The following is a 19,972-nucleotide window of genomic DNA, read 5'->3' on the forward strand; positions in this document are numbered from 1 at the left end:
TAATGCCAAGCGAACGCACCATGTACATCATGACTAAGATCTTGATGGTGATGCTCGGCATATTACTGGTTGTTTCTGCAATCATTACGGTGTTTCCGTTTGTGTGGTCAGCTCTGCTTTCAACACGTGATCGTTCGGAAATCTTTGGTTCGGGCATCAGCTTTGCCATTGGCGATAGCTTGGCAATCAACTATGCAAAACTGCTTGAAATCATGCCGTTTTGGAAAGCGATGTTTAACTCGATTTACGTGGCTTTCTTAGGCACCACCATCTCGCTGTTGTTCTGTAGCATGGGTGGTTACGCATTTGCTGTGTTTAAGTTCCGCGGTAAGAACGTGTTGTTCGGCATGCTGGTTGGCTCGATGGCGATTCCGCCTGTGCTTAGCTTGATCCCTTACTTCATGATCGTGAAATTCTTAGGCTTGCTGGATAACCATATGGCGGTATGGCTACCGTTCACCACCACACCATTTGGTATCTTTTTGATGCGTCAGCACGTGATTGCATCGATTCCTAAAGAGCTATTAGAAGCGGCGAAACTGGATGGTGCAGGCGAGTTCAGAACGTACTGGAGCGTGGTACTGCCACTGATGAAACCAGCATTAGCAACGCTTGCGATTGTTCAGTTCGTCTTCTTCTGGAACATGTTTATGCAGCCTCTCGTAGTGCTCAACAACCCAGATAATTACGTGATTACGCAGGCACTACGAAGCGTTCAAGGTATTCCGAATACGCCATGGGGCGCGGTAATGCTAGGTACCACAATTTCAATTTTACCACTCGTTATTACTTACCTGTTCGCATCGAAACAGATGATCAGTGGTTTAACGTCCGGCGCAGTTAAAGGTTAGGTTTAAGGGTTATAACAATGAATAAATTTCAACTTCCAAGTGATTCAAAGTTACGCAGTAAGGAATTTGTATTCGGTGTCGCGACATCTTCATACCAAATTGAAGGCGGCGTTGAAGAGGGCGGTCGCACACCGTCTATCTGGGACACTTTCTGTAAGAAGCCGGGCAAGGTCGACAATGGGGAAAATGGTGATGTGGCGTGTGATCACTACCACCTATGGAAACAAGATATCGAGATGATTCAAGGCTTAGGCGTGGATGCTTACCGTCTCTCTATTGCATGGCCGCGTATCTTGCCGCAAGACGGTGTGGTGAATCAGCAAGGCCTTGAGTTCTACGGTCAGATCATCGATGAGTGCCATGCTCGTGGTATGAAAGTGTATGTGACTTTGTACCACTGGGATCTACCACAATACCTTGAAGACAAGGGCGGCTGGTTAAACCGAGAAACGTCTTACAAATTCGCAGAATATGCAGAAGTGGTGAGCAAATACTTTGGCGATACCATCGACGTATATACCACACTCAATGAACCGTTTGTGTCTGCGTTCCTAGGTTACCGCTGGGGCGAACATGCGCCGGGTATCAAGGGTGAGAAAGAGGGCTACTTAGCATCTCACCACCTAATGTTGGCTCACGGTTTGGCAATGCCGATCCTTCGCAAGAATGCACCTCACGCTAAGCATGGCGTGGTATTCAACGCGACGCCGGCTTACCCGCTGACGCCACAAGATCAAGGTGCGGCAGATTACTGCGAAGCGGAAAACTACCACTGGTTCATCGACCCAGTATTAAAAGGTGAGTACCCACAGCCGGTGGTTGAACGTCAAGCGATGAACATGCCAATGATCCTTGAAGGTGATTTAGACATTATCAGCGCACCGGTCGATTACATCGGTATCAACTACTACACACGTAATGTGGCTCGTTTTAACGAGAATGGCGATATTGAATCGGTGAAACAAACCGATGCTGAACACACTTACATTGGCTGGGAAATCAACCCACAAGGCCTAACCGATTTATTGGTCAGACTGGATGCGCGTTACGAAAACATGCCACCTATCTACATCACAGAGAATGGTGCAGCAGGTAACGATGAGCGTGTTAACGGACAAGTGATGGACGACCAACGAGTTCGTTATTTCCAAGGTCATATCGAAGCGGTTCACAACGCAGTAGAAGCGGGCGTGAAAGTCGATGGTTACTTCGCTTGGAGCCTAATGGATAACTTTGAGTGGGCATTCGGCTACTGCCAGCGTTTTGGCATCGTCCACGTTGATTACACCACCCAAGAAAGAACATTGAAACAGAGCGCAATTGCGTACCGAAATATGCTTCTAGAGCGCGCTGAGGAGAACAGATAATGGCTAAAGTAGAATTTAAGAACATCAAAAAATCATTCGGTGATGTTGAAGTTGTAAAAGAGTTTGATTTTACGGTTGAAGACGGTGAGTTCGTGGTTTTCCTTGGCCCATCTGGCTGTGGTAAATCGACTACGCTACGTATGCTTGCTGGCCTTGAAAGCATAAGCTCTGGCGACATTGTGGTTGGCGGTAAGTTGATGAATAAAGTCGATGCGAAAGACCGTGACTTGGCGATGGTATTCCAAAGCTACGCTCTGTACCCACACATGACCGTTTACGAGAACATCGCGTTTGCCCTGAAACTGAAAGGCATGCCGAAAGCTGAAATCGACGTAGAAGTTTTAAAAGCGGCGAAAATGCTAGAGCTTGATCCGCTACTGAGCCGTAAGCCGAAAGAGCTTTCTGGTGGTCAGCGTCAGCGTGTAGCAATGGGCCGTGCGATGGTTCGTACACCTAAAGTGTTCTTGTTTGATGAGCCGCTATCTAACCTCGATGCCAAACTGCGTGGCGTGATGCGTGAAGAGATCAAACACCTACATCGTGAACTAAAAACCACCACGATCTACGTAACACACGATCAGATCGAAGCGATGACATTGGCGGATCGCATCGTGATCCTGAAAGACGGTTATGTGGCTCAAGTTGGTACGCCAACGGAAGTGTTCCAACGCCCTGCTAACAAGTTTGTCGCGCAATTCATTGGTAACCCTTCAATGAACATGTTGGAAGCCAAGCTGATTGAAAAAGAAGGCGAATACTTTGTTGAACTTGGCGATGTTCATATCCCACTGCCAGGTCGCTTTAAGTCTTTGGCCTCTAAAAACCTAGCGCTTCACTTTGGTGTTCGTCCAACAGATATCCACCTACGTGCTGAGCAAGTCGACCACGATCGCGTACTGCCATTCCCTGTGAAAATCAAAGACAAGGAACTACTCGGCGCGAGCATTCTTCTGAAAACAGAAATTGGCGGTCAGCCGTTGATGGTTGAAACCCAAGCTGCTGAGGTAGATGTGAAAGAGCTGACTCTTTACTTGGATTTGGATGCTTTCCACCTGTTTGACGCACTGAGTGAGAACTCGCTAGCGAGCTAGCCAGTCAATTTAAATCAGCCATTGAGCTGACTCCAACCAACTTACGACAAATTGTTTTGGCTCCTCCTGATTTGGGAGGGGCTAGGGATAGTGATGATGAAATTCGGATATTTTGACGATAAAAACAAAGAATACGTAGCAACCACACCGTGTACACCGATCAAATGGTGTAACTATGTGGGCACATTAGATTTCGGTGGCATTGTAGATAGCAACGGCGGCGTATTGTTGTGTAAGGGCGATCCTGCACTCAACCGTATCACTAAGTACATTGCACAACTGCCAAACTCAGACTTTAAAGGTTCGACCCTTTATCTAAAAGTACGTGATGAAGCGGGCAATGTAGAAACTTTCTCGCCTTTCTACACCCCAACCTTGAAGCCGTTGGATAAGTTTGAAAACCACACCGGTTTATCATACACAACTATTATTGCAGAAGCCTTTGGTGTGCGTTGTGAAGCGACGTTCTTTGTACCAAAAGCTGACCAAGTACTGCTACAAGACATCAAAGTCACCAACATTTCAGACAAAGCACTGCACGTTGATGTGGTGCCTGTGTACGAATTTACACACTTCGATGCGCTTAAACAGCTACTCAATGCGGACTGGGTTCCACAAACCATGACGCTAAAAGCACACCAGCAAGAGTCGGGTCATACCGTGCTTGAGCAGTATGCCTTCATGAAGCGTGACTACGCGGTGAACCTGATGACAGCGGATCGCCCTGCGACGTCTTTTGATGGTGATCGCCAATCGTTCCTAGGTAATTTGGGCTACGGTACATGGGCAGCGCCAGAAGCACTAAACAATGATGAATTAGGCAACACCGAGTGTTTACGTGGCGACAACATTGGTGCACTTAACCTGCGCCTAGGTTGGTTATCTCCAGAGCATACAGAACGTACGATTGTACAAATCGCGCAAGAACAGAGCCTAGAAGCAGCATTGCCTCTGCTGGCTAAATATCGTGACCATCAAGTGGTTGATTCAGCTTTCGCTGAACTGGCTGAACATTGGGATGGTTACCTACAAGCAGTTCAGGTTGAAACGCCAGATCCTGCAATGAACTCAATGCTTAATGTACATAACCCACGTCAGTGTCACACCACCAAAAACTGGTCTCGTTACCTGTCTCTGTACCAGCTTGGCTATGGCGCACGTGGCATTGGTTTCCGTGATTCTTCGCAAGATACGTTAGGCGTAATTACTCACATGCCAGAAGAAGCGCGTGAGTTCATTGAGCGTCTGTTATCTGTGCAAAACACCAACGGTTCTGCGATGCACCAGTTCTTCCCATCAACCATGGAAGCGAACGCGGGTGACTCTCGTGAAGAGGAAGATCGCCCTGATTACTACGGTGATGATCACCTGTGGATCATCTACGCGGTGACGCAATATGTAAAAGAAACGGGCAATGCAGACTTCTTGAATAAAGAGATCCCGTTCTATCAAAAAGACAAAGCGGGCAATCCAGTTGAAACGGGAACGGTTTGGAACCACCTGTGCCGCGCGATTGAATTTACTTATACCAATACTGGTGAGCACGGCCTACCGCTGTTAGGTTTCGCTGACTGGAATGACACGGTGAACCTGCCAACGGGTGCAGAATCGATGATGGTGGCGAACATGTACGGCAAAGCACTGCTCGACATGTTGGACTTGTGTGAGCTGCGTGGTGAAGCGCAACTGACGGCTAAGTTTAAAGACCAGTACCAACAGATGCAGAGCACAGTCAATGAATGCGGCTGGGATGGCGAATGGTTTGTTCGTTACTTTGATGAGCAGGGCTTGCCGATCGGTTCTCATAAAAATGAGCAAGGGCAGATCTACACCAACGGTCAAAGCTGGCCTGTGATCTCTGGTTTCGCGACTCAAGAACGTGCGACTCAGGCGCTAGACTCGGTTTACAACAAACTAAACACTACCAATGGCATCAAGCTTTCAACACCGGGTTACAACGGCTTTGATCCTCAGCTAGGCGGTGTTTCAACTTACCCACCAGGTGCGAAAGAGAACGGCGGTATCTTCTTGCATTCAAACCCATGGGTGATGATCGCAGAAGCGAAAATGGGTAACGGCGAACGTGCTTACGAGTACTACCGTCAGATTAATCCTGCTTCTAAGAACGACGACATTGATACCTTTGAATCTGAACCATACTGCTACCCACAAAACATTTTGGGTGATGAACATAAGCAGTTTGGTTTAGGCCGAAATGCATGGCTTTCAGGTACTTCATCTTGGACATACGTTGCGGGTACGCAATGGATTCTGGGTGTTCGCCCTGAAGTGGATGGCTTGCTGGTGGACCCATGTATTCCGGCTGAGTGGCCTGAGTTCAAAGTACGTCGTCAGTTCCGTGGTGCGACTTATCATATTCATGTCACTAACCCGAATAACGTGTGTAAGGGTGTGGTTGAAATGAAGATAAATGGTGACCTGATTTCAGGTAATAAAGCACCGGTATTTACATCGGGTGAGCACTCGATAGAAGTGGTTTTAGGTTAACAAAGAGAAGGGCGCTTTATGCGCCCTTTATTGCTTCTTTCGTTTGGTTTTCTAGTTTGGTTCTTTCGTTGCAGTTGTTTCGTTAGCAATGCGTTCTCTGGGGGCTGATTTCGCATACAGCAGTTGCTTTACTTTGCTTTACTTTGCTTTCTTTATGTTGGCTGATAGGTGGCTTGGCATTGCCAAGTAAAGGTCTGAGATTGGTTCGGGCTAAGTGTCAATAAGCCGATCTGGTTATTGAACGCATCAGCTGGGCAAGTCATTGGTTCTATTGCAATACTTTGCTCGCTAGTTGGCGTGTAAAGCTGAACGAATGGGTAGCTTTCATCTTGTTGGTAGCGAATTGCGGCAGACGAATCTGAGCGCGTAAACGCAAGTTGGTTGGTTGTCTTGGAATCAAATTCAAAGCAGTGATTTAAGCTTTGATTGGTCAGTGAATCGTCCAAAGACAAACGGTCAAAAGCGTGTTTTTCACCATTGGGTAAGTCGTTTTCGTGTATGACCTCAGAGCAAGGCGACATAGCGAGTTCACATTGTGCTAGCTCAGTGCCGAGTGAAAAGTAAGGGTGCCAAGCATCACCGAATGGGAAGGCTGAATCACCCAGATTAGAGACGGTCGTTGAGGAAGAGAGTCTACCCGTGATGTCGATAGTGAAGGTCACTTCAAGGTTGAACGCAAACGGGAAAGCAGGGTGCAATGACGACGTTTGATACTGCAACGTCACACTGGCGGATTCTTCAGTGGCTACGTTGTTTGTGATTGAAAAAGGTTGGTTGTAGAGCAGGCCGTGTACGGCGTGATCAGACCAAGGAAAGTTAGCTGGGAGTTGATGGTTTTGGTTATCGAAACTGTAACGACCTAAGTTTAAACGGTTTGGAAAAGGGAATAATTTAGCACTGCGGGAAAAGAACGGATGTTGGTTGATCAGTTCATCATAATTCTGATAACCACAAATAAAAGAGAATGGACTGTTATTTACGATATATTTATTAATAACAGCACCAAATCCATTGATTATTTGAAGTTCTATACCATGTTGGTGGTTTATTAATGTGACAGAGTCAATATTTCCAAACTTTTCATTTATAATTTTAAACATGTTGATGTCTCCATTTTTAAAAGATATTAACAAGAAGAAAAAAATATTCAATGGCGGTTTTAAAATGAATAATAAAATTCCATATACGAGCTACTCAGGAAATTCAGAACACTTGTGTAAAAAAGGTGATGCAGTTGAATTTATTCAACCTTGGTACACGCCAATTTCGACTACACCAGAAAATACCGGTATGGCAGTCGGCGGAATTGGTAACACATTTACACTCACACCAAACGGTAACACGCCTAACTTCAGCTTTATTCCGGGAATATTTGTCGATTGTTCAGAGCAAGTTGTTAATTTTAATGATTTTTATGCGTCAGTGATGAATGTGCCAACTATCGACACGCTGCAAGTTCTTAATGAACAAGAGCTAAGCGTTCACCTGAACTTTTATCCGGCTTTGTTCGATGGAAAAAAGATTGAAAGTAGAGAAATGTCGAATGCGATTAGTCTCATCCAATCAGCATTAAAAAATGGTCGTTTCTACCAAGAAAATAAAGCTAACTTTACAAAATGGAACGTTGAATTTTCAAATAAGACTCAATTATTGATTGAAGAAGATTCATCGTCGATTATTTGTCAATTATATGTCGCCTTGGATTTCTTTAATGGTTTATTAATTAATGATACAACGAGATTATTATCACTTACTGCGGGTGAAAATAATGATACAGGTAGTGTTAATGGTGAAGATATAGAATATCAAGCTTTGTATCCACTGGCTGAATATAAATATAGTAGTTTCGATGATATTAAAATAAAGCGTAAGGTAGTCTCTCCGATCGTTAAAGAGGACAAACGACTGTGTTCTTTGCCGATGCACTGGAATCACTTTGAATTAACCAATGATTCATCGCAAACACGTGTGATTACGCTTGCTCAGCCGCTACAAAACTTGATTGGCTCAACCTATCAAAAAGGTCGTGATGGCATTCAAGATTCGGCGTGTACCTTGTCTCAAAACCCAATTGCTCAGCAGCATCAAACGGTTAACTTAAAGGGTGAAAGTCGCAGCTTTACTGGCGTTCAACTGACCAGCCAATCGCCTTATCAAAGCGATATTGAAGGTGAAGTGGTGTTTGGTGTTCAAGCGGATAATCAACTGACAGAATCTGGCAAGGTTTCGATTTCTGTGAAGCCAACGCTTTATACCTCTAAGGCAGAGGAACAAACAGAGTTCGCACTGAAAACAGGCCGTACCAACGCGGAATTCCAAACAGGAATTTACACAGGGCGTGAAGCGTTGAGCGCATTGGTTGTGGTTCAGGTTGAATTGGAAGCGGGTGAGTCTGTTGATCTGCGTTTTGCACAGGTGATGGCGCACAGCAAAGTCATGCTTAATGGCTGGCATTCAGACAAGGCTTACACGCAATTCTACCCTCAAACGCAACCGGCTCTGCCGATGTTAGAAGACATGTTGCCCGAGCTAGAAGCGATTGAGCAACAGATCGTCGAGCAACAAACGGCCTTCTTAGAGCAAGCTCAAAGCAAGATCTCGCAGCCTGAATCGGCACTGCGCTATGCGACGATGGCGATGAATTCATTGTCCTTCCTAGCTGAATCAACGGTATGGGATAAAGAAGACAAGTTCTTAGTGAAAGAGTGTGTCGATTACCCATTCTTTAACTCTCTGGATGTGTATTTCTACGGCTCATTCTCTCTGCTTTACTTGCTGCCTGAGCTTGATGGCTGCGTGATGAAAGAGTTCTCGAAAGCTATTTTGGCCGAAGACTTTACCGAGCGCCGATACTGGGAATATGAAGCGACGCCTAATGCAGAGTTGATTGATGACAAGTACCAGGGCGTACGTGCCATTCGAGGCGCTGTAATCCACGACTTGGGCAGCCCGTTCGACATCCAGCCTGACGCGTACAGTTGGCACAACGTGAAAGAGTGGAAGGACTTAGCACCGAAGTACATTCTGATGGTGTACCGCCACTATCAAAACACACAAGATATTTCTGTGGTTGAAGAGTGCTGGCAGGCTGTCACTGAGAGCATCGATTTCTTATCGAACTTGATTGCTGAGGGTGACGATTTACCACTAACCCGTGGCACAGACGATACCTTCGATAACCTCGCGTCACATGGTATCTCAATTTACTGTGCTAGCCTCTGGGTTGCTGGTCTTCAAGCAGCAAGCGAGCTTGCACAATTGATGGGCGAAAGCGAACTAGCTAGCGGTTACTTAACGCGTTCGAAAAAGGCGTTAGCAACAGTTGAGCAAAGCTTGTGGGATGACAAAGAGGGTTACTACCACTTCTTCGTCACTCCCGTTCAAGCTAAGCATTTGACAGGTCTGGGCTACAAAGACTTGGAAGCATTAGGGCTTTCACTGACTGGCGATGCGATTGCCGATAAGAACATTCTTAATGAGTATCTCAATGAAACAGATACTTCAATCAGCATCAGCAAGGTGTCTCAAAGAGTCTCTAAGAAGCGCTTATTGAGCGAGACCGCGCCACAAGCCTTTACACAAGACTACTTAGATTTAGTTCCTGATTCAGACAACAGTTTTGGCGATGCTTTATTAGCAGACAGCTACTTAAAGTTAATCGGACTAGAAGGTATTTTCCCGCAAGAGAATATCCAACGCGCCCTAGATTATGTTTATAAGCACAACTTTGAGATCAATAGCCCTAAGCTTGGTGTCGCGAACATGACGTTGGCCGACGGTTCACCACATGAAGCGTTCCAAGCACAAGATGTGTGGATTGGTGTGCAGTTTAGTGTCGCGACAGCGTTGAGTCTGGCGGGTAAATCTCAGCAAGCGGAAACATTGATGGATACCGTGTATACCGCGCTGTATGACTATTCAAAAATTCCATTTGCAGCGCCAGAAGGGTTCAACTGCTCAGTCTCATTTGATGAGGAAGATCTTTCAGAATCTTTTAAATTGTCACAAATTGATGCGAAAAACTGGCTAAGTGTACTTAAATATCAAAACTGTGTGCTATCTGACGGCCGAGTGAGTCCTAGCCTGACTAAAGACAGTGATAAATTTGTTAGTATGCTGCAAGGCGAAATTTCAGCGGAGCAAGCTATCGTTCTTCACAAATGGCTGTTGAGTACCGGCTTGAAATATACCGCAGGTCGTTATTTCAGACCGGGGATGATTTTCGCCTACATGTATTAACTAAATGACACGAGTTTCAACAAAAGCAGTGGTATGCAGGTTGAAATAGGTGGGGAGCTTTCGGGCTCCCCAAATGTCACTGGATTAGGGTATCGAGATGCGCACTAAAACTAAAAAAACCACCGTATACGATGTAGCGAGACTCGCTGGTGTTTCCCCAAGCACGGTTTCTCGTTTTCTTAATCGAACCACTTATGTGTCGGATGATAAAAGCCAGAATATTGAGCAAGCGATCAAAGACACTGGCTACAAGCCTAACTTTCAAATGCAGGAGAACATCAACCGCCGTTCATTGACGATTGGTGTATTGGTGCAACACCCTGACAGCCCTTATACCAGTCGGATCCTCAACGACATGGAGAAAACTCTGATTGCCCAAGGCTACTCACTGGTCATCGCAACGGGGCACTGGCAAAAAAAGCTCGAGATACACGCGCTGGAGTACTTAGCTAAAAGTAACGTGGATGGCATGATTATCGTGACGGGCAGTATTACCAAAGACGACATCGCCAAGTACGCACAAGACATTCCGATTGTCGCGGTGGGTTACGACATCGTTGAGGATAACGTTCGCTCGATCAATATCGATAATGTGTTGGGTGGCTACATGGCGACTCTGCACTTGCTGCAACAAGGACACGTGAACATTGCTCATATAAAGGGGCTTTCAAGCCAACCGGATGCGGGAAGTCGCTTTGAAGGTTACAAGAAAGCTCTTCAAGAGGCGGGCATTAAAGTGATGCCAAAACTCGTCAAACAGGGCGATTTCAGCAGTGAGGCTGGCTATGAGAAAACGGTAGAGTTGATTGAATCTAAGGTTCACTTTTCCGCTCTATTCGCAGCCAATGACCAAACCGCTTATGGGGCGATTAAGGCGCTACACGATCACGGTTATAAAGTGCCAGAAGATGTGTCTGTGATTGGCTTTGATGACTTACCAACATCTAAGTATTTCACACCTGCGTTAACAACATTAAGGCAACCAATTGAAGAGATTGGCGAGGTGTGTGCTCAGTCGATCTTGAACTTGTTATCTGGCGAGAGGCATGAAGCGCGATTACCACCGATTGATTTAATCGTCAGAGAGTCGACCAAGTCTTTGTATCGATAGTGTGTAATGAAGTGATTTGATGACAGGGAATGACATTTCAAGATGAATTATTTCCCTTCAGAAACGAAAAATGTCGCATCCATGCGACATTTTTCTTTTGGCGGCCAAACCAGTTTTGCTATATCCATTCTAGATTTCAATCCATTAGGAGATTATTCAGAATGTACTTATAAGACGCTGTTAATGTTGATTAGTTCCCTCTACGCCGCATTTTTTTTCGATTTATTTTCTAAGTCGAATGACGCTGCGATTAACTTCTTGGTGTAGTCGTTTTTCGGCGCATTGAAAATCTCTTCGGCAGACCCTTCTTCCATCACTTCACCCTTCTGCATCACCAGTACACGATCCGACAGTGCTTTTACTACCGAGAGATCGTGACTGATGAACAAGAAGCCGATATTGTGCTTGGCTTGAATGTCTTTGAGTAGGTCAATCACGGTCAGTTGTACTGAGCGATCGAGTGCCGAAGTTGGTTCATCCAGCAAAATGAAAGAGGGTTCAAGAATCAGCGCGCGAGCAATCGCAATACGTTGTCTTTGTCCACCTGAGAATTCGTGCGGATAGCGGTTAATTGAATTCGGTTCTAATCGAACCTCAATCAACGCTTTGCGCGCTCTTTCTAAACGTTCTTGCTTGGATAGATGAGGTTGATGCACAGTTAAGCCTTCGGTGATGATTTCCCCAACCGTCATACGTGGTGATAAAGAACCATAAGGATCTTGGAACACCATCTGCACATCTTTCTTGAGCTTGTGACGCTCTTTGTCGTTCAATAAGCTAATGTCTTGGCCTTTGTAAACAATGCGTCCGCTGCTTGGCAGCAAGCCGATTAATGCACGTCCAAGAGTTGATTTACCTGATCCAGATTCACCAACAATACCCAAGGTTTCGCCCTGTTTAAGATTCAACGAAATGCCTTTTACGGCTTCGAAGTACTGACTTTTACTCTTGATGAAGTGTGATTTCACCAAGAACTGAACTCGGATGTCGTCAGCACACAATAGCTCTGGGGCTGTCGCCTCAACAGGAACCTTAGCGCCTTTCGGAATAGAGTTAATCAGCATCCGTGTGTAATCGTGCTTAGGGTTATCGAACAGTTCTTGTGTTTGCCCTTCTTCAACCAATTCCCCTTTACACATGACGAGTACACGGTCGGCAAAGTGTTTCACGACGCCTAGGTCATGGGTGATGAACAAAATCGCCATCCCCATTTTGCCTTGAATCTCTTTGATAAGAGAAAGTACTTCCGCCTGAACGGTCACATCCAATGCGGTGGTGGGTTCATCGGCAATCAGAATATCCGGTTCATTGATCAGTGCCATTGCGATCATGATGCGCTGTAACTGACCACCCGAAAATTCATGCGGGTACTTGGTGTAAGCCTGTTCTGGCATTGGTAAATGAACCAGATTGAAGAGCTCTAGTACGCGCTGTTTTGCTTTTGATTTCGATACCTTACGATGACACATAATGGCTTCTGCCACTTGAATGCCAACACGAAGGTAAGGATTGAGAGAGGTCATCGGCTCCTGAAAGATCATGCCGATTCTATCGCCACGAATCGACTGCATTTCTCGCTCAGTTTTCCCAAGAATCGATTGTCCCTCAAACTCGATGTCTGATTGCTCATCGATAATCGCGTTATCTGGCAGCAAACGCATCAGCGCGTTGGAAGAGACGGATTTACCTGAACCTGATTCACCAACAATGGCCAAGGTTTCGCTTGAATTAAGGGTAAAGTTAACCTTTTTGACCGCATCAATGATTCCATCATTGGTTGTGAAGCTAACGGAGAGGTTATTGACTTTAAGTATGGCCCGGTCCGACATGATATATCCTTATCAATTTAAGACATTAGGTGAAGATTGAACTTCTGACGTTGTTTTAAGTTGCCCAAAATGGTGATGAGCACGTTGAATTTGTTCTAGTTCGAGCATCCAATGCGAACTGCGCTGAGCGCTGCAAAAAGCGATCAGGTGATTGAGCAAGTCTTCGCTCTGCTTTTCCAATAACCCAAAGGTACGTTGAATCAGCTCAGTGTTCTCCAGAGAGATAAATTGCATCAGAGCGTAAGATTGATTCAAGGTATCGAAGGCTTGTTGATGCTGACCTAATCGGTTGAGTATCTCTGATTGAGCGACACTTGCGTCTCTCAACCCGGCAAGCAGGCAGGCAAATTGGCAAGGCTTAATATCGCTTTGGTATGCTGCATCTTGGATGTGATGAGGAAGTGAGGTTAGAACATCACCATACAGGCGCTGTGCTTCAGGCCAGTGACCTTGTTCCATTAACTGTTCAGCTTTTAGGTAGTGCATCCAGCATCGTTCAATTTCCATATCCACATCCTCAATTTATAATATTCTAAAATGTTAATGATATTTATTATCAATTGCAAATTAAAATCATTCACATGTTAAGTTGGTGAATTAAATGACGAGCTATTCCTAAAAATGGCTTAAATTGTGTGTTATTTGTTCAGTTGAACAGCTGTGTAGCGTAAGTCACTAAATTTGTAGGAAATTACATCTACACTGATTTTATCTACACCCAAGTAATGAAGGACTAAGGAGGCGGCGATGGCGATGCAAAGACTCAATACAGAACAGCTGTATCAGGTAGCGGATTTAGACAAGCTACCATGTAAGTCGACCAAAGAACTGGCTCCAATTGACGAAATCGTCGGGCAGGAACGGGCACAAAAAGCCGTTGAGTTCGCGATGTCAATCAAGGAAAAGGGTTACAACATTTATGCGATAGGGCGAAATGGTCTGGGTAAACGCACCATGATCTTGCGCTATCTGAACCGTCACCCTCAAGAAGTGCAGGAGCTTTTTGATTGGTGTTATATCGCGAACTTTGAAGATATTCGTACACCTAAGGTACTGAAATTGCCTCGTGGCGTTGGCAGCAGCTTAAAGCAAGATATTGAAAAATTGATGCGAAAACTGCTGAAAGGTATGCCTCTAGCGTTTGATAACGAGATGTACTTTAGCCGTGCTGACAGGCTTAAAAATCAACTGGCAGCTAAGCAACAAGCTGCGTTAGAAAGCATTAGCCAAGAAGCGAAAGACAAGGGCATTAACCTGACGATCACTACTCAGGGTGATTACCAGTTTGTGGCCATGAATGGTGATGATCTTCATACCGAAGAGAGCTTCGATCTGCTTTCGTCGGAAGAACAAGATCAATTCGATAAAACCATTGATGGATTGGAAGTCGGCCTACGAACCATTTCTCGTGAGTTGACGGAGCTTGAAGAGACGTACACTGAGAAAATTCAAAAGCTTAATGATGATACGGCGCGAGATGTGATCACTCACTTCATCAAGCAATTGAAGAAGGATTACAGCCAATATCCAGACATCAAAAAGTACCTAACAGCACTGCGTAAAGACATTGTCGACAACGCTGACATCTTCTTAGAAGAGAGCACGGAGCAAGCCGAAGTTGCAACGGCCTCTTTGGATAAAAAAATGCCGCGTCGCTACAAGGTTAACGTGATTGTGAGCCAGAAGGAGGAGACTCTGCCGATCGTGGTGGAAGAGAATCCAAATTACCACTCTCTGTTTGGCTATGTAGAAACGGCAACGTTCAAGGGCACCGTATTTACTGACTTCTCACTGATTCGCGCAGGTAGCTTACACAGAGCGAATGGCGGCGTATTACTGATGGACGCGGTGAAGGTACTTGAGCAGCCCTACGTTTGGGAAGGTTTGAAACGAGCACTGCGTTCACGTCAATTGAGTTTCACTTCATTAGAAAAAGAGGTGACCTTAACGGGCGCGGTATCGCTTGATCCAGAACCGATTCCATTGGACGTTAAGATCATCCTGTTTGGCGATTACCGAACTTACCAACTGCTGCAACACTACGATGCAGAGTTTGGTGAACTGTTTCGTGTGACAGCCGATTTTGAAGATGAGATGAAGCGTACTCCCGATTCTGAAATGCATTACGCGCGCTTTATTTCGAGCATCGTGCACGACAACAACATGCTGCATTGTGACCGCAAAGCGATTGCTCGCATTATTGAGCACAGCTCTCGTCAGGCCGGTGACCAAGGTAAATTGTCTCTGCACTCTGCACATATTGCTAATCTGCTTCGTGAATCAAATTACGTGGCGAGAGGCTCAAAATCGAACCTGATTCGTGCAACGCACGTTGACCAAGCGTTATCTAACCAACAGATGCGTGTCGGACGACTGCAAGACAGCGTGATGGAAACCTTCACTAACGGCACAACGCTAATCCATGTTGATGGCCAGGCGGTTGGGCAAGTGAATGCGCTGTCTGTACTCAGCACGACGGATCATATGTTTGGTGCGCCGAACCGAATCACGGCAACCACCGCTTACGGTGATGGCGAAGTGATTGATATAGAAAGAAACGTAGACCTAGGTGGCAGTATTCACTCGAAAGGTGTGATGATCTTGTCGGCTTACCTTTCTTCTGTGTTTGGTAAGACAGCGAAAGTTCCGCTCACTACTAATATTACCTTTGAGCAATCGTATGGTGGCGTCGATGGTGACAGTGCGAGTATGGCCGAGTTCTGTGCGGTGGTGTCAGCGTTTTCTAAGCAGCCAAACCGTCAAGATATCGCGATTACAGGCTCGATGAACCAGTTTGGTGAGTCTCAGCCAATTGGTGGTGTGAACGAGAAAATTGAAGGTTTCTTTGATGTGTGTGAAATCAAAGGGCGCTCAAACGAACAAGGGGTGATCATCCCGCGTTCAAATGTTCACAACCTGATGCTACGCAGCGATATCGTGAAAGCGGTTGAAAAGGGCGAGTTTAATATCTGGGCGATTGACCATGTAACAGAGGCGATTGAACTGTTCACAGGCAAAGCCGCAGGTGAAGCAAGTGATGAGGGTAGCTATCCAATTGATACTATCTTTGGTATCGCCCAAGCGAAGCTGAACGCACTGCGTAAATAGCTTGAATATATAGATACATAGTTTGATAGCTAAGCTAAATAGATAAACAAACAGATAAACAGCCAAAACGCAAAAGCCATCGATTATAGAGTCGATGGCTTTTTTGTTGGTTACGATTTGGTTCGCTAGTGAGCTATTTGTATTTGGTCAGCTTGCTGTATTCGGTGAAAGTCGCGTGTTAAAAGGCGTTACCCATTTCGTAAGCAAAGCTTGGTGCCATCGAACTTGAGCTTACCTAATAAGTTCTTAGCGTTAGCTCGACCGATATCATCAAATTCGACACCATAGCGCGCGTAGTGCGTCGATTTCTGCAGATTACAGACGATGCCTCGCAATGGCGGAATCAGTGGTCCGTTGTAGTTCTCAGGGGTTATCTCAATAGACACGCGATCGGCAATCTGAATCGCACGAGAGGTTGGTGAGGTAACGAAACGACAACCACTTTTCGATAAATCTCGTATCTCACAGTTTGCTCGCTGGTCGTTGAAGATGATTCTTGAAGCAAGGTTAACTTCATAGCGTGTTTCTTTACGCAGCTGAGTCACTTGCATCGTGCTTGGTGTCGAAAGTACAAGAATAGGGAAGGGTTCACCAATCTTATGATGAATTTGGCTTCTAAAGTGGATAAGCGCGCCTTCACCTCGTAGAGAATACGCACGAGCAGTCATCCAAAAACCTTCTTGAAAGAAAAAGTTCAGATCTTCATTGGATACCTCGGGAACCTCAACCACAATACAGTTATCACTGTGCGTACCGATAAACTTGGTGGTGGCGAGAAACTTCGTACCAACGGGAGTCGAGACATTTAATGTCAGCTCACTGCCGTGCTCAATCATGGCCAGTGCATCAGTGCTATTGATGGTGGAAACGGTGCGATTACGAGGGTCTTGAAGTGCCTGATTATGCTCCAAAGGCTTCTTCAGGGATGCGTTCATTATATGTTCTCCATGCGCCAACATGCGTCTGTTAGTTATATTGGTAACTTGCTAACAAGGGGTTATTACGTGCTAGATTAAGTGGACGTACTCACATAGATTTATAGAGTGCCTTTTATCATTGCTGATTTTATATTAAGCCGATTGCACTGAATTATTTGCTGTGTTTGTAAGTACTTAGTTTTATTTATATGCACTTGCGTTAGTCTATTACAAGGAACTCATACTTCAAACTTTTATTGTTTGTCGTATCAATTATTTGCAGGAGTTGAGAATGCAGGCAGTAAAATGGGATCAAGAAGTGAACCAGATCACGGTAGAGCTAGAACCCAACCAGTTCGCGGTCGTTAAGTATCAAAAGGACGGAGATGTGCTACATATCACGTCGACACGCATTCCAGATGAACTGCAAGGCAAGGGCTTTGGTAAGGTGATGATGGAGTCGGTATTGCCTGAAATCGAACAAGCGGGCTTCAAAATTGTGCCGGTTTGTAGCTAAGTGGTTCACTACATGAATAGGCAGACACAGTGGTCACATCTTCTATCCGATAAAGCATAACAACGAGTAATATGTCTCAATCAATATCGTCGAATAATCGAGCTCAAGCTACAGCAAGCTCAAGAGAAAATCAGCTTTATCAAAAAATAGCGACCTCATTGGGTTGTCATCAAGGATTTGATGTCCAAGTGATTCAACGCCTATGGGGTGGATATGGCGAGTTAGTTCGCTTGGTCTTTTCTCAAGCAAGCCGTGCTGAACTCAAGAGTGTGATTGTTAAACATGTCGCGTTGCCAGATAAAGCCGAACACCCCAGAGGCTGGAACACCAAACTCTCTCACCAACGAAAGGTACACTCTTACCAAGTGGAAACGGCTTGGTATCAGTCGTTCACGCAACAATGGGATGAGCGCTGCCCTGTACCTGTTGGGCTGCAATGTGAACTAGAAGAGAATGAGTGGCTAATTGTGATGCAAGACTTAGCGGATATAGGTTTTCCGTTAACCTCTCAGTTTGATGTGCTTGCTGCTTCTGACTATCAGGTATCTAGTTACACAAGAGAAGAGCAAAAACAACGCGATGCTTGCCTTAAATGGCTTGCTAACTTTCATGCAAAGCACATCAATATCAATCAACAACAGTCGTCATCATTGTGGCACGTCGGTACTTATTGGCACTTAGACACACGTCCTGATGAGCTCAATGCCTTGGCTGATTTACCATTGAAGAACCAAGCCAAGCACATCGACCGTTTATTAAAAGAATGTCCATATCAGACCTTGGTCCATGGCGATGCCAAGCTCGCTAATTTTTGTTTTGATTCTGAAAGCGAGCGCGCGGCTGCGGTCGATTTCCAATATGTGGGTCACGGCTGTGCGATGAAAGACGTGGCCTTGTTCATGAGCAGTGCGGTGAGGCCGCAAGATTGCGCAGAGCTTGAATCAGAAGTACTAGATGCTTACTTCCAGCACTTGAAAGAAGCATTAGCGCACTATCAACCACACCTTTCATTTGATGAAGTCGAAGCCGCATGGCGACCAATGTTTTGCGTGGCATGGGCCGATTTCCAACGCTTCGTAAAAGGCTGGAGCCCAGAGCATTGGAAGATTAATCCTTATACTGAGCAGTTGACCTTACGAGTGCTCACTCAATTAGACGAACAGGAGTCCGTCAATGTTCGATAGAACCGCGAGCTGGAAAACGCCGCAAAACTTTTTATTACTGATTTCGATTGTTGTACCGATCGCGTTTTCGAGCTGGATGGCTTTGCTTAACAACTTCGTGATTGAGAAAGCGAACTTTGATGGTGCGGATATTGGTTTACTGCAAAGTGTGCGTGAGATTCCGGGCTTCTTAGCGTTTACCGTGGTGTTTGTGTTGGCATTCATTCGTGAGCAACGCTTCATGTTGATATCGCTGGCGATGCTCACTGTAGGCACCGCGATTACGGGTCTGTTCCCCTCACTCACTGGATTGTTGCTGACTACCATTTTAATGTCGACGGGCTTTCACTATTTTGAAACGCTGAAGCAATCTCTGTCACTGCAATGGTTGAGTAAAGAAGAAGCGCCAGAGATGCTAGGTAAGATGATCTCAGTCGGCGCACTGGCATCCTTAATCACTTACGGATCTATCTGGGTGATGCTAGAACAGCTCAAGCTCGACTTTGCTTGGGTGTACGGCATTACTGGCGGCATTGGTTTTATTCTGGTTTTGGTGATGACCTTTGGCTTCCCTGAGTTTCAGACCAAAACGCCACAGAATAAGAAGTTAGTACTGCGAAAGCGTTACTGGCTCTACTACGCGCTAACGTTTATGAGCGGTGCGAGAAGACAAATCTTCACCGTGTTTGCAGGTTTCTTGATGGTAGAGAAGTTTGGTTATTCGGCGGCCGACGTCACATTGTTGTTCTTGGTTAACTACCTATTTAACTTCTTGTTTGCGAAGCGCATTGGTCGATTTATCGGTGTGGTTGGCGAGCGTAAAGCGTTGATCTTCGAGTATGTTGGCTTGATTGGTGTGTTTGTCGGTTATGGTTTGGTGCAAAGCGCGGAATGGGCGGCGGCACTTTACGTGATCGATCACCTGTTCTTTGCATTGGCGCTGGCGATCAAAACTTACTTCCAGAAAATCGCAGACCCGGCAGACATGGCATCAACCGCTGGTGTCTCTTTCACCATCAACCATATAGCCGCGGTTGTTATTCCGGTCGTGTTTGGTGTGATTTGGTTATCGTCCCCTGCAACGGTTTTCTACATCGGTGCTGCGATGGCGGCGGTTTCTTTGGCGTTGTCTTTAAACATTCCTAAGACACCTGAAGAAGGCAATGAAGTGCGAATGTTTAGCTGGCGTTAACGCTAGATAGAGGCAAATAAAAAGCTCCAATATCGCTATTGGAGCTTTTTTGTATGTGCTATTTGATGGTCAAGAAGCA

Annotated in this window: 14 protein-coding genes; 10 read left to right on the forward strand and 4 right to left on the reverse strand. The window is 45.5% G+C overall.

The genetic code is table 11. The features are described 5' to 3' along the window. Positions 1-2 precede the first annotated feature (2 nt). From MSG34_RS04425 to MSG34_RS04440, 4 genes are all read left to right on the forward strand, one after another. Positions 3-851 (forward strand): carbohydrate ABC transporter permease, encoded by an 849-nt coding sequence (locus tag MSG34_RS04425; RefSeq protein WP_170930191.1) that lies wholly within the window; start codon positions 3-5, stop codon positions 849-851. A gap of 17 nt (positions 852-868) precedes the next feature. Continuing rightward, positions 869-2,218, forward strand: a complete 1,350-nt coding sequence (locus MSG34_RS04430; protein ID WP_248336390.1) for a GH1 family beta-glucosidase — start codon at positions 869-871, stop codon at positions 2,216-2,218. Further along, the gene (gene ugpC, locus MSG34_RS04435) at positions 2,218-3,309 is read left to right on the forward strand and encodes a sn-glycerol-3-phosphate ABC transporter ATP-binding protein UgpC (RefSeq protein ID WP_050632543.1); all 1,092 of its coding nucleotides are present in this window, start codon (positions 2,218-2,220) and stop codon (positions 3,307-3,309) included. Before MSG34_RS04430 ends, ugpC begins: the two co-directional genes overlap by 1 nt. Before the next feature lie 93 nt (positions 3,310-3,402). Further along, on the forward strand, positions 3,403-5,817 hold the full coding sequence (locus MSG34_RS04440; RefSeq protein WP_248336391.1) for a glycosyl transferase: 2,415 nt from the start codon (positions 3,403-3,405) through the stop codon (positions 5,815-5,817). Positions 5,818-5,969: 152 nt separating this feature from the next. Here the strand turns inward: MSG34_RS04440 and MSG34_RS04445 are convergent, their stop codons facing one another. Then, positions 5,970-6,917: an aldose 1-epimerase gene (locus tag MSG34_RS04445; RefSeq protein WP_248336392.1), complete on the reverse strand. Its 948-nt coding sequence runs from the start codon at positions 6,915-6,917 to the stop codon at positions 5,970-5,972. A gap of 64 nt (positions 6,918-6,981) precedes the next feature. Between MSG34_RS04445 and MSG34_RS04450 the strand changes: the two genes are divergently transcribed. Next, positions 6,982-10,056 carry a GH116 family glycosyl hydrolase gene (locus MSG34_RS04450; RefSeq protein WP_248336393.1) on the forward strand — a complete coding sequence of 1,025 codons (3,075 nt, stop codon included), beginning with the start codon at positions 6,982-6,984 and terminating at the stop codon, positions 10,054-10,056. Between the two features lie 97 nt (positions 10,057-10,153). After that, entirely contained in the window at positions 10,154-11,167 is a 1,014-nt protein-coding gene (locus MSG34_RS04455) for a substrate-binding domain-containing protein (protein ID WP_248336394.1), read from the forward strand. A 200-nt stretch (positions 11,168-11,367) separates the two neighbouring features. On the opposite strand, the gene MSG34_RS04460 is transcribed toward MSG34_RS04455, so the two are convergent. Both MSG34_RS04460 and MSG34_RS04465 read right to left on the reverse strand, forming a co-directional pair. Then, on the reverse strand, positions 11,368-12,996 hold the full coding sequence (locus MSG34_RS04460; protein WP_248336395.1) for an ABC transporter ATP-binding protein: 1,629 nt from the start codon (positions 12,994-12,996) through the stop codon (positions 11,368-11,370). A gap of 12 nt (positions 12,997-13,008) precedes the next feature. Continuing rightward, the gene (locus tag MSG34_RS04465; protein ID WP_029235272.1) at positions 13,009-13,503 is read right to left on the reverse strand and encodes a hypothetical protein; all 495 of its coding nucleotides are present in this window, start codon (positions 13,501-13,503) and stop codon (positions 13,009-13,011) included. Between the two features lie 240 nt (positions 13,504-13,743). Here MSG34_RS04465 and MSG34_RS04470 point away from each other — a divergent pair, with 240 nt between their 5' ends. Further along, a complete protein-coding gene (locus tag MSG34_RS04470) occupies positions 13,744-16,104 on the forward strand; it encodes an ATP-binding protein (RefSeq protein ID WP_102428155.1) in 2,361 nt (786 codons plus the stop codon). A gap of 188 nt (positions 16,105-16,292) precedes the next feature. On the opposite strand, the gene MSG34_RS04475 is transcribed toward MSG34_RS04470, so the two are convergent. Then, complete coding sequence (locus MSG34_RS04475) at positions 16,293-17,039, reverse strand: flagellar brake protein (protein ID WP_248336396.1); 747 nt, start codon at positions 17,037-17,039, stop codon at positions 16,293-16,295. A gap of 274 nt (positions 17,040-17,313) precedes the next feature. Between MSG34_RS04475 and MSG34_RS04480 the strand changes: the two genes are divergently transcribed. The 3 genes from MSG34_RS04480 (at position 17,314) to MSG34_RS04490 (ending at position 19,893) form a co-directional block, all read left to right on the forward strand. Continuing rightward, positions 17,314-17,538: a GNAT family N-acetyltransferase gene (locus tag MSG34_RS04480; RefSeq protein ID WP_248336397.1), complete on the forward strand. Its 225-nt coding sequence runs from the start codon at positions 17,314-17,316 to the stop codon at positions 17,536-17,538. Between the two features lie 71 nt (positions 17,539-17,609). Next, on the forward strand, positions 17,610-18,722 hold the full coding sequence (locus MSG34_RS04485) for a phosphotransferase (protein ID WP_248336398.1): 1,113 nt from the start codon (positions 17,610-17,612) through the stop codon (positions 18,720-18,722). After that, positions 18,712-19,893 carry an MFS transporter gene (locus MSG34_RS04490; protein WP_050620146.1) on the forward strand — a complete coding sequence of 394 codons (1,182 nt, stop codon included), beginning with the start codon at positions 18,712-18,714 and terminating at the stop codon, positions 19,891-19,893. The genes MSG34_RS04485 and MSG34_RS04490 overlap by 11 nt, the downstream gene beginning before the upstream one ends. Positions 19,894-19,972: the final 79 nt, after the last annotated feature.

Origin of the sequence: Vibrio sp. 1CM2L (assembly GCF_023161695.1) — a bacterium.
GTDB lineage: Bacteria > Pseudomonadota > Gammaproteobacteria > Enterobacterales > Vibrionaceae > Vibrio > Vibrio coralliirubri.